Origin of the sequence: Methylomicrobium album BG8 (genome assembly GCF_000214275.2) — a bacterium.
GTDB lineage: Bacteria > Pseudomonadota > Gammaproteobacteria > Methylococcales > Methylomonadaceae > Methylomicrobium > Methylomicrobium agile.
The window spans coordinates 283,926-295,214 of sequence record NZ_CM001475.1; the positions used below are offsets into that span (position 1 = coordinate 283,926).

12 protein-coding genes are annotated in these 11,289 nt (G+C 56.1%); 4 read left to right on the forward strand and 8 right to left on the reverse strand.

The features are described 5' to 3' along the window. Nucleotides 1–10: 10 nt before the first annotated feature. Nucleotides 11–1,372: a sigma-54-dependent transcriptional regulator gene (locus METAL_RS01375; protein WP_005368884.1), complete on the forward strand. Its 1,362-nt coding sequence runs from the start codon at nucleotides 11–13 to the stop codon at nucleotides 1,370–1,372. 89 nt (nucleotides 1,373–1,461) lie between these two features. Here METAL_RS01375 and pyk read toward each other — a convergent pair whose 3' ends face one another. From pyk to METAL_RS01395, 4 genes are all read right to left on the reverse strand, one after another. Beyond that, the gene (gene pyk, locus METAL_RS01380) at nucleotides 1,462–2,907 is read right to left on the reverse strand and encodes a pyruvate kinase (RefSeq protein WP_005368886.1); all 1,446 of its coding nucleotides are present in this window, start codon (nucleotides 2,905–2,907) and stop codon (nucleotides 1,462–1,464) included. A gap of 15 nt (nucleotides 2,908–2,922) precedes the next feature. Further along, entirely contained in the window at nucleotides 2,923–3,936 is a 1,014-nt protein-coding gene (gene gap, locus METAL_RS01385; RefSeq protein WP_005368887.1) for a type I glyceraldehyde-3-phosphate dehydrogenase, read from the reverse strand. A gap of 543 nt (nucleotides 3,937–4,479) precedes the next feature. Beyond that, a complete protein-coding gene (locus METAL_RS01390) occupies nucleotides 4,480–5,145 on the reverse strand; it encodes an alpha/beta hydrolase (protein WP_005368889.1) in 666 nt (221 codons plus the stop codon). Nucleotides 5,146–5,153: 8 nt separating this feature from the next. Then, a complete protein-coding gene (locus tag METAL_RS01395; RefSeq protein ID WP_005368891.1) occupies nucleotides 5,154–5,576 on the reverse strand; it encodes a GFA family protein in 423 nt (140 codons plus the stop codon). A gap of 86 nt (nucleotides 5,577–5,662) precedes the next feature. Here METAL_RS01395 and METAL_RS01400 point away from each other — a divergent pair, with 86 nt between their 5' ends. After that, nucleotides 5,663–6,022 (forward strand): DUF3301 domain-containing protein, encoded by a 360-nt coding sequence (locus METAL_RS01400; RefSeq protein ID WP_005368893.1) that lies wholly within the window; start codon nucleotides 5,663–5,665, stop codon nucleotides 6,020–6,022. Nucleotides 6,023–6,058: 36 nt separating this feature from the next. Here the strand turns inward: METAL_RS01400 and METAL_RS01405 are convergent, their stop codons facing one another. The 3 genes from METAL_RS01405 to METAL_RS01410 form a co-directional block, all read right to left on the reverse strand. Beyond that, nucleotides 6,059–6,718 (reverse strand): peroxiredoxin, encoded by a 660-nt coding sequence (locus tag METAL_RS01405; RefSeq protein WP_005368895.1) that lies wholly within the window; start codon nucleotides 6,716–6,718, stop codon nucleotides 6,059–6,061. 165 nt (nucleotides 6,719–6,883) lie between these two features. Continuing rightward, entirely contained in the window at nucleotides 6,884–7,021 is a 138-nt protein-coding gene (locus METAL_RS20315; protein ID WP_005368897.1) for a hypothetical protein, read from the reverse strand. Between the two features lie 146 nt (nucleotides 7,022–7,167). Further along, complete coding sequence (locus METAL_RS01410; RefSeq protein WP_005368899.1) at nucleotides 7,168–7,860, reverse strand: TetR/AcrR family transcriptional regulator; 693 nt, start codon at nucleotides 7,858–7,860, stop codon at nucleotides 7,168–7,170. A gap of 158 nt (nucleotides 7,861–8,018) precedes the next feature. On the opposite strand from METAL_RS01410, the gene METAL_RS01415 reads away from it, so the two are divergent. Both METAL_RS01415 and METAL_RS01420 read left to right on the forward strand, forming a co-directional pair. Then, nucleotides 8,019–9,560, forward strand: a complete 1,542-nt coding sequence (locus tag METAL_RS01415) for a SulP family inorganic anion transporter (RefSeq protein WP_005368901.1) — start codon at nucleotides 8,019–8,021, stop codon at nucleotides 9,558–9,560. A 37-nt stretch (nucleotides 9,561–9,597) separates the two neighbouring features. Further along, nucleotides 9,598–10,290, forward strand: a complete 693-nt coding sequence (locus METAL_RS01420; RefSeq protein ID WP_005368903.1) for a carbonic anhydrase family protein — start codon at nucleotides 9,598–9,600, stop codon at nucleotides 10,288–10,290. A gap of 339 nt (nucleotides 10,291–10,629) precedes the next feature. On the opposite strand, the gene METAL_RS01425 is transcribed toward METAL_RS01420, so the two are convergent. After that, nucleotides 10,630–11,103, reverse strand: coding sequence for a Crp/Fnr family transcriptional regulator (locus METAL_RS01425; protein ID WP_005368905.1), 474 nt, complete (start codon nucleotides 11,101–11,103; stop codon nucleotides 10,630–10,632). Nucleotides 11,104–11,289 lie beyond the last annotated feature (186 nt).

The following is an 11,289-nucleotide window of genomic DNA, read 5'->3' on the forward strand; positions in this document are numbered from 1 at the left end:
ACAAACCGATATGAACGCAAACAAAACTCGCATTCTCGTCGTTGACGATGAGCCGGAAATCCGCAGCCTGGTCGGCGAAATCCTCGCGGACGAAGGCTACGAAGTCGCCATGGCGGATAACGCCGCCGCGGCCCGCGAATTGAAGAAAACCGAAAACCCGAGCCTGATTTTGCTCGATATCTGGATGCCGGATACCGACGGAATCACGCTGCTGAAGGAATGGGTCGCCGAGGATGCGATGCTGTGTCCGGTCGTGATGATGTCCGGGCACGGGTCGGTCGAAACGGCGGTCGAAGCGACACGCCTGGGCGCCTACGACTTTCTCGAAAAACCGCTGTCGCTGGCCAAATTGCTGCTGATCGTCGGCCGTGCGCTGGAAACGAGCAATCTGCAAAAGGAAAATGCCGGGCTCCGGCAGCAACTGTACGCGGACATCGAACCGGTCGGCAAAAGCGCCGCGATCGCCCGGATCAAGGACCAAATCAAGCGCCTTGCGCAGCACGAAGCGCGGGTTTTGCTGGCCGGGGAAGCCGGCGTCGGCAAGGAATTGTTCGCCCGCTATCTGCACAACAACAGTCCGCGGCGGAACGGGCCGTTCGTCGATGTCGCGGTCGGCAGCATCGCCCCGGAAAATTCGGCGGTCGAATTTTTCGGCAAGGAAAGTGCGGGCAAGATCAATCCGGGCCTGCTTGAGCGGGCGCACCGCGGCACCCTGTTCCTGGGCGAGATCGGCGGAATGGACAAGGAAACGCAGTTGCGTCTGCTGAGCGCGCTGGAGTCGAGCTCGTTCCTGCGCGTCGGAGGCAGCGAGGCGGTGCGGGTCGACGTGCGGGTAATCGCCTCGACCCGGATTCCTCTGGACGAAGAAGTCAAAGCCGGCCGCTTCCGGCAGGAGTTGTATTATCTGTTGAACGAGGTGGCCCTGACCATGCCGCCCTTGCGCGAGCACAGCGAGGATGTGCCGGGGCTGTTGAGCTTTTATGTGGACTATTTCGTAAAGCACGAAAATCTGCCGTTCCGGAAGTTCTCGATGGCGGCGCAGAATTTTCTGCGCAATTACAGCTGGCGCGGCAATGTGCGCGAGTTGAAGAATCTGGTGCAGCGGCTGATGATTCTCGGCGTCGGAGAAGACATCGAACTGGAAGAAGTCAAGTCGGCGCTGGGCACGGTGAGCAACGAAGTTCCCGTGTCTTCGTCGGTTCCGGATTTTTTCAATCTGCCGTTGAAGGATGCGCGCGACCAGTTCGAAAAGGCTTATCTGGAATACCATTTCGAAAGAAGCGGCGGCAGCGTCGCCAAGCTGTCTTCGATCGTGGGGATGGAGCGCACGCATTTATACCGCAAGCTGCACTCGTTGAACATCAAACTGTAACGGCCATTTGCCGTTGCGCAAAATAAAAAGGGTTGAAAAATCCGTCATGGACTTTTCAACCCCTCGAAAGTTGTGAAATCAAATAACGGCTAAGGCGTCAGGCCCTGTCCGACCACAACCACTTTCAGCGTGTTGGTGCCGCCCTCGACGCCGTTCAGATCGCCTTTGGTGATAATGAACTTGTCGCCGTCTTCGGCTTGCTTCCATTTGCGCAGTTCCTTGACGATATTGCGGTTCACTTCCCCGTGATCCATATTCATTTCCAACGGGAAATAAATCGGGAAGACGCCACGGTACAGAGTCACCTTGCCCAGCGTCTTTTCCAGCCGGCTCATCGCGAAGATCGGCAGGCCGGAGCTGATCCGCGACATCCACAGCGGCGTCGCGCCCGATTCGGTCAACGCGACGATGCCTTTGATTTCGGTATGGTTCGCCATGTACATCGCCGACCGCGCGATCGCTTCATCGTCGCGTTCGAAATTGACGTTCGGGACATGCTCCGATCTCAGCATACTGGGCTGCTTTTCGGCCTCGATGCAGATCCGGTGCATCGCTTCGACCGCCTTGACCGGGTATTTGCCGGAAGCGGTTTCCGCGGACAGCATGATCGCATCGGTGCCGTCGAACACCGCGTTTGCGACGTCCAACACTTCCGCGCGGGTCGGAATCGGGTTGTCGATCATCGATTCCATCATCTGCGTCGCGGTGATCACGACCCGGTTCAGTTCGCGGGAACGTTTGATCAGTTTTTTCTGTACCGCCGGCAGGTTCGCATCGCCGATTTCGACGCCGAGGTCGCCGCGCGCGACCATGATCACGTCGGAGGCCAGAATGATCTCATCCATCACCTCCAGCGCTTCGGCGCGTTCGACTTTCGCGACGATGTTGGCATAGCAGCCCGCGGCTTCGAGCAGTTCGCGCGCTTCGTTCAGGTCGGCCGCGCAGCGCGGGAACGACACCGCGACGAAATCGCAGCCGATTTTCGCGATCGTCTTGATGTCTTCCTTGTCCTTGTCGGTCAACGCCGCCGCCGACAGACCGCCGCCGAGCAGGTTGATGCCTTTGTTGTTGGACAGGTAACCGCCGACGACGACCTTGCAGTTGATCCGCAGATTCGGTTCGACGTTTACGACGTCCAGCACGATGCGGCCGTCATCCAGCAGCAGGCGGCTGCCGGGCTTGACTTCCCGCGGCAGAGGCTCGTAGCTGATCCCGACCTGGGTTTCGTCGCCGTCCAGTTTGCCGAGGTTGATATCCAGCGCAAAGTCCTGGCCTTCGCTCAGGGAGACCTTGGTATCCTTGAAGCGTTCGATTCGAATCTTGGGGCCTTGCAGGTCGCCGAGAATGCCGACGCGGCGGCCGGTCTCCTTGCTGAGTTCCCGGACCCGCTCCGCACGGTTGATATGATCCTCGGCGGAGCCGTGCGAGAAGTTCATCCGGACCACATCGATGCCGGCTTCGAATAACCCTTCCAGTACGCCGGGTTTGTCGGTAGCCGGACCCAGGGTCGCTAAAATTTTGGTTCGTCTTAACATTCGATAATAAATCGCTTATTTAGCGTTGACTAAGGCAACGGTGGTATCCAGCATCCGGTTCGAGAAGCCCCATTCGTTGTCGTACCAGGACAGAACCTTCACGAAATCGCCGTCGACCACGTAAGTGGAAGGCGCTTCGAAGATCGAAGAAGCCGGATTGTGGTTGAAGTCGCTCGAAACCAGCGGCAGGTCATTGATCGCCAGAATGCCTTTCAGCGGGCCTTCGGACGCGGCGGTCAAAATCGAAGTGATTTCTTCCTTGCTGGTAGGGCGCTTCGCTTTGAACACTAGGTCGACGACCGAAACGTTGATGGTCGGAACGCGCATCGCGAAACCGTCCAACTTGCCTTTCAGTTCGGGCAGTACCAGACCTACCGCAGCCGCAGCGCCGGTCTTGGTCGGGATCATCGATTGGGTTGCGGAACGCGCGCGGCGTAGGTCGCTGTGATAAACGTCGGTCAGCACCTGGTCATTGGTGTAAGAGTGGATCGTGGTCATCAAACCGTGTTCGATACCGATCGCATCGTGCAGCGGCTTGACCAGAGGCGCCAGGCAGTTGGTGGTGCAGGAAGCGTTCGAGATGACCGTGTCGGAGGCTTTCAGGGTATCGTGGTTGACGCCGTAAACGATCGTCGCGTCGACATCGTTGCCGCCCGGCGCGGAGATGATCACTTTTTTGGCGCCGGCGGTGATGTGCGCGGAGGCTTTGGCCTTGCTGGTGAACAGGCCGGTGCACTCGTGAACCACGTCGATACCCAGTTCGCCCCAGGGCAGTTTGGAAGGGTCGCGCTCGGAGAGGACTCGGATCCGGTCGCCGTTGATTACGATGTAGTCGCCGTCGACGCTCACGTCGAATGGGAATTTGCCGTGTACGGTGTCGTACTGGGTCAGGTGCGCGTTGGTTTTACTGTCGCCCAGATCGTTGATGGCGACGACTTGAATTTCGCCGGTGCGGCCTGATTCGTAGAGGGCGCGAATCACATTGCGGCCGATCCGGCCATAACCGTTGATTGCAATTTTAATTGCCATTGAGTCTCTCCAGAGTGATGAGTATGAAAAACCAACTAAGATGAGGGGTTATAGAGCAACCCTAAAATCCGCTCACTATACCAAAAACGGGGGGTATTCGTCTATTGACATGGGCGGAAAAATCTTTTTCCCTTGCACTAAAGCTTGCGGGTGAATTTTCAGGTGCCGGAGGCAAAATGATCGCGGTTTTTTGCGGTGTCTTTGAACGATACAGAGAATGCTAAGGATTGGGTCGATCATCACTTTCCCCTCTCGTTCCCCGTCGAACGCTTATCGCGATACACTCTTTGCCGGCTTGTGGGTTACACCCCAAAGAGTACAAACCGCTGTAGGGTACGCTGTGCGTACCATTGGTGTGCTATACCACTGGGGGAGTGAAAAGGTACGCACAGCGTACCCTACAGAGCGCCTCTACCCGCGGTCGCCCTACGAGGTAATCATGACGCGCGCCGCGCGAGGGAACGATCGGGCGGCATGCGGGGAGGTTATTTTTAACCGCACCCTTAAGCGCGGCAGGCCTGCCCGGAGGCAGATTCAGGCGGCCTAACGAAAGATGCCATTGATGAAGCCGGCGAGCCGTTCGATTTCTTCCCGGCAGACCGAATGGTCCATCATGTAATCGTGCCATTCGACCGGGTAGCCCCACGCTTGCAGCCGGTCGCTGGTTTGTTTGCCGTATTCGACCGCGACGACCGAGTCGAGGATGCCGTGCCCGATGAAGATCGGCAGATCCCGATTGGCGGCGGAGCGTTCGGACTCCAACTGCGTCAGCGTCGGCAGGAAGGTCGAGAGCGCCACGATGCCAGCCAGTCTCCGGGAATAGCTCAGGCCGGCCTGTAAAGCGACCGCGCCGCCCTGCGAAAAACCGGCCAGCATGATCTGGTCGGCTGGAATGCCCCGGGCGATTTCGGCCTCGATCAGCTGCCCGACCAATCGGCAGGAAGCATAGAGGCCGGCAATATCCACCCTGAGGTGGCGCGAGAGTTCGAGAATGTCGAACCAGGCGCGCATGGTCATGCCGCCGTTGATCGTGATCGGGCGAAACGGGGCGTCGGGGAAAACGAAATGAATGTGCGGCTCGGCCTGAAGCCTGAGTTCGGGCACAATCGATTCGAAATCGTGCCCGTCGGCGCCGAGGCCGTGCAGCCAGATGATCGAATGGCGGTGTTCCGCCCGAGGTTCGATTTCGACGATACTGAGTGGGTTCATTCAGGTCCTCAATCTGCGGTTTGCCAGAAGTTGCCGGGGTATTTGGGTAAGCCGGGATTCATTAAATCCCAGGATGGGGCATCGGCAACCCACATATCCAGCTCGGGACGGTAAAGGTCGGGATCGTCGAGCGACATCGCCGCGACCGGCCGGAGTTGGGTAAAGGCGCTGTTGCGTCCGAACAAGGGCGTTCCGCACTGCGGGCAAAAAGCCCGGTAAACCGTATTGCCGCTTGCCGCGACAGTCGGAAATTCCCGATAGTTTCCATCCACCTTCAACGCTGAAGCCGGCACGAACAGCAGCGCCATGTAAGGCGAGCCGGACGATTTCTGGCAGGTCCTGCAGTGGCAATTCACCATCCGCACCGGTTTCGCGCCGATCTCATACCGCACGGCGCCACAGAGACAGCCGCCGGTTATCGGAAATTTCATCGATCACCCTTTGTTTAGCGGATTTCCGGCCATCTTAGTACAATTGGCAGACTAATGACAAACTTCAACCCCGTTTATCCGAACCGATGCCCACCGACATCGTGCTGATTGCGTTACTGGTCGCCGCGTATCTGTATTGGCGCCATGCCCAGCAAATCAAGGAAGCCGCCTTGGCGGCAACCCGGCGTCAATGCCGATTGTGCGAGGTGCAAATGCTGGACGATTACGTTGCCCTGAGCCGTTGCGGCCTGGAACGGGACAAGGCGGGAAAACTCCGCATCCTGAGGCGTTTTACGTTCGAGTTCTCGGCCACCGGCGAAGACCGTTGCCAAGGCGTCTGCCTCATGCGGGGAACCGAAGTCGCCGCGATCGAAATGCCGGCTTACCGGTTTCCGCAGAATCCCACTCCACCCGCTTTTTCGGCCGAAGACCTGCCGGGTTCATAAAACCCGGCGGACCCATTACGGCGCAAGGACGGCCTCTTACTTGGGGGAAGGGACAACGCGCAGATAAGGTTTCAGCGTCTTCCAGCCTTGCGGAAACATCGCCTTCGCCTCCTCGTCGGATACGGCCGGGGAGATGATCACGTCTTCGCCGCTCTTCCAGTTGACCGGTGTCGCCACCTTATGTTTCGAGGTCAATTGCATCGAGTCCAATACCCGCAAAATTTCGTCGAAATTGCGGCCGGTCGCCATCGGATAGGTCAGCATCAGTTTGATCCTTTTGTCCGGGCCGATGATGAAGACGGTGCGCACCGTCGCGTTGGTCGCGGCAGTTCTGCCTTCCGATGTTCCCGGCTCGTCGGCGGGCAGCATGTTGTAAAGTTTGGCGACCTTCAGTTCGTCGTCGGCGATGAGCGGATAATTGACCGCGCAGCCTTGAGTCTCCTCGATATCCTTGCACCACGCCGTATGGCTTTCGACCGGGTCGATGCTCAGGCCGATGATTTTGCAGTTGCGTTTGCGAAACTCGGGTTCCAGCTGTGCCATGTAGCCGAGCTCGGTCGTACAGACGGGCGTAAAGTCTTTCGGATGCGAAAAAAGGATGGCCCAGCTATCGCCGATCCATTCGTGAAAATTGATTGTACCCTGTGTCGTTTTGGCCGTGAAATTCGGCGCTTCATCATTGATTCTAAGAGCCATGTGCGTCCTCCTGAATTTTTAAACCCATGTCGAGATATCACTCGCGGAAAAATGCCGCCGCGCCGGCAAGCCGCTGAGCCATGCCGACGCCGCCGCTTCCTTCGAATTGACCCCACTCACCTTCTCTTTAAATTCTGCCGAAAGACAATCGGCCGGTCCCGGCTTTTACTGTTCGGCTTTCAATATCAAAAACACCTCGTTCGTGAGCCGCGCGAAAGAGAGATAATCGAGCCTGTCGGACTTGTCCTCGGACGCCAGTTTCTCGACATGATTCTGCAGCTGCTGTGCAGTAATGGGGTTCATGTTTTTAAGACCAAATACTGAATTATCCGTTGCAAATACGGAAAAATTTCAGGGTAAAAGCCCTGCAACATAAAGAATAATGGAGCGGGTTTTCCTATCTCGGTGTAAGGATGAGCCAGGGCGCTAAAACCTTATTGCCCAAATTTTCAACACTCCGGTTTCTCACTGCCTCGAATACAGGAAAACACCAGATCCTCCAGAAACGCGACGATTTTCAGTTCGTCCTTGCCGTCCCCGAAATCGGTCAGCGACGGCAGGTGATTCATGAAAAAATTCTGGAAATGGGCCATTTCGATGATCGTGGAAGCCAACGATTTCGGATAGCGATAGTCCGGGCGGCACTCCAGAATGATATTTCCGATCATCGCGCACAAATCCTTGTACGGCTTGAACAGCCGGTCCTTGTTGTCTTCCGAAACCCGTCGGGTCAAATAGGTCTTCGAACCTTCCGTGATGATGATCTGGTGCAGCAGGCTTTCGTCGACATGATGCGTGCTCAAATCGTCTTCCACGGAAAAGGCCAGCAATTTGATCACCTTCTTTAGCTTGAGCACCGGGTCTTGAATATTGTGGGTCTGAAAGGCGACCTGATATTCGAGCCAGCTCCAGTACCAGGCCGCGATATAAACCAGCAATCGGTGCTTGTTCTCGAAATAACGGTAAATGCTCGCCTCGGTCGTGCCGATGCGCTCCGCCAGTTTTTTAAACGTAAACGCTTCGAAACCGTTTTGATGAATCGACAGGATGCTGTGCTGAATGATTTTCCTGCCCAGTTCCGACTGTTCGGGATCTTTGAGAAAAAGTTTTTCATTCATTTTGAAATGCAGTTGTATGTCCATGATGTCGGGTTAAGCGTTTTGCGGGATTGACTTGTCGATAGGGTATGCCGGCAGGACGGCTGCGGGCCGGGAAAAATTATACTTGAAGTATTACAATTTACAATGATAGTATTACTACCATTATTAATATGTACCACTACTTTTACGGGTGATCGGCTATGCACGCTCCCAGGCTGTTTCAGGAATTCAAAAGCGATTTATCGGCCAGCATCGTGGTATTTCTGGTGGCGGTGCCTTTATGCCTGGGCATTGCCTTGGCGTCCGGCGCGCCTTTGTTCGCCGGCATCGTAGCGGGGATCGTCGGCGGCATCGTGGTGGGGATCGCCAGCGGTTCGCCTCTGGGCGTCAGCGGGCCGGGCAACGGCTTGACCGTTCTGGTGGCCTCTGCCATCGCGATGCTCGGATCCTGGCCACAATTCCTGACCTGCGTCGTGCTGGCCGGCGTCATGCAGGTGATATTCGGTTATCTGGAAGCCGGCTTCATCGCCTACTTTTTTCCCTCTTCGGTGATCAAGGGGATGCTGGCAGGCATCGGCCTCTTGATCATTCTCAAACAGATACCCCACGCGCTGGGCTACGACAGGGATTTCGAAGGGGATTTTTCGTTTTTGCAGGCGTCCGGCGAAACGACTTTGTCCGCGATCGGCAACGCCGTGCAGGCCATTACTCCGGCCGCGCTGCTGATTTCGCTTTTGTCGCTGGCGATCCTGATCCTGTGGGAAACGGTGCTGATGAAAAAACACAAGCTGTTTCAGGTGCTGCAGGGTTCTCTGGTCGTGGTTTTTACCGGCATCGCGATCAATTACGGCATCCGGATGGGATTTTTAAATTTGAGCCTGGCGCCCGATCATCTGGTCAACATCCCGGTTCCGGAAAACATGGCCGGCTTTTTCGGCCAGTTCATTTTTCCCGATTTTTCGGTGATGACCCGGTTCGAGGTCTGGAAAATCGCCTTTTTGATTACCTTGATCGCCAGCCTGGAAACCCTGTTGAGCGTGGAAGCCGCCGACAAACTGGATCCCTACAAACGCGTGACGCCGCCCAACCGGGAGTTGAAGGCGCAGGGCCTCGGCAATATCGTTTCAGGATTGTGCGGCGGCCTGCCCATTACCCAGGTGATCGTGCGCAGTTCGGTCAATATTTCGTTCGGCGGCAAAACCAAGCTGTCGGCGATCCTGCACGGCGTCTTCATCCTGATCAGCGCGATCACGCTGGCCGAAGTCCTCAACATGATCCCGCTGGCCAGCCTGGCGGCGATCCTGATCACGGTCGGCTACAAGCTGGCCAGGCCCGCCCTGTTCAAACAGATGTACGCACAAGGCAGCGAGCAGTTCGTGCCGTTCGTCGCCACCGTGATCGGCTTGTTGACGACCGATTTGTTGACCGGGATCGCGATCGGGATGGTTTTCGGGATCTTTTATACCTTGCGCAACAGCTACCTGAACGGTTATTCGATGAAAGACATCGTCACTTCGCAAGATGGCCGCGAGACGCATCATCTGGTGTTGGCGGAAGTGGTGTCTTTTTTCAACAAGGCCAACATTCTGCAGGCGCTGGAGGCGATACCGGCCAATTCCACCGTGATCATCGATGGTTCCCATTCGAAATCGATCGCTCAGGATGTCGTCGAAGTCATTAAAAACTATGAACAGAGCGCCAAAATCAAAAACATTGCCGTGAAAAAAATCAATTTCGCCTGATCCGCCTTAAAAATTTATCCGAAAGAGACTACCGAACATGAAGACCTTGACCAAAGAATTGCAGGACCTGATCACGCCCCGGATCGCGCTGGATTTGCTGAAGGAAGGCAATAAGCGCTTCGTGAACAACCTGAAGATCAACCGCAACCTGCTGCAGCAGGTCAACGAAACCTCCGACGGCCAGCATCCGTTTGCGGTGATCCTGAGCTGCATCGACTCCCGGACTTCGGCGGAACTGATCTTCGACCAGGGGCTGGGCGATATTTTCAGCGTCCGGATTGCCGGCAACATCATCAACGAAGACATCCTGGGCAGCATGGAATTTGCCTGCAAAGTCGCCGGCGCCAAGATCATCGTCGTGCTGGGCCACACCAAATGCGGGGCGGTGAAGGGGGCCTGCGACCACGTCGAAATGGGCAATCTGACCGCGCTGCTCGCCAAACTGCAGCCGGCGGTCTATCAGGAAAAAACCGAAACGGCGAACCGGAACTCCGATAACGGCGGTTTCGTGGAAAAAGTGGCGGTGATCAATGTCAGGCGCACCGTCCATGCGATCATGGAGCGCAGCCCGATCCTGAAGGAAATGATCCAGAACGGCGAGATCGGCATCGTCGGCGGCATGTATGAAGTCGGCAGCGGCACGGTGGATTTTTACGAGGATACCTTGATCATCAACGAACCGGGTAAAGCCGGCGCCCCGCCAAGCAGAACAGCGGTCAGAACCGATTAAACGGACCTGTTTTTTCCGTCGAGCCGTGCCCGCGCGCCATGCGTTTCGCGTGCGTGCCGGGATAAGCGCCGGGTTCGCCGTCCCTATAGGGCTGCAAACAGGGAAAAACTCGAGGCTACACCTAAGAATTTGGGTGGAAATAACTTCGCGGTTTTAACGTGTTCGCATCGCCTACCTTTTCAGCGCGTACGCGTTCAGTCCCCCTCTTTGAAAAAGAGGGGTTAGGGGAGATTTTTTAATAAATTCCCCTCGATCCCCCTTTTTTCAAAGGGGGAGGTGAGCGCTTATTTCAGCCCATCCGTAGCCTACCAATTTCGGGAAATTATTTGGAGCCAAATCCTAAGCAAACCCGGCCGGGTTCCATTCATCCATCATCTTCAGGCGCGCCGCATCGAGACGCACCGACATCAAGCCGGCAAATTTCTTCAACAGTTCGTAGCCGAATTTCGGTTCCCGCTCGCACCGTGCCAGAATCGCCGTCCCGTCAAACTGGAGCACTTCCGAGTCTTCTTCGGCTCTGGACTGGAAAGTCCATTTATAAGGCGAGATCAGCCACGACCATCCCAGCACCTGGCCCTGACCCAGCGTCTGGATTTCCAGCGGCGGCCCCAGGATGGCCGGCATCTGCACGGTGATCCGCCCGCTCCGGACTACATAGAACTTATCCGCATTTTCGCCCTGCCGAAACAGGATTTGCCCCTTTTTGATCGCCTGAACGTTCGAGCATTTGGACAGGAATTCCAGAGCCTCATCGCCCAGGCCGGAGAAAAACTCGTGAGCCGACAGATAGTCTCGCGTGGCTTGATCGCTCATTGTTTGCCTCCATGAATCGACGGCTGATAGGGAGAATAAAAAGATCAACGTACCGTTTTGACAATGAAGATGCTCCGGTTGTCAATAAGGGACCGAATTTTTTCGGTAAAGTGTATCCAAATCCATGGCTCATAGCAAAAACCGATGGTTTCCTCGAAGCGCACTTATTAGTAATATCATCAATAT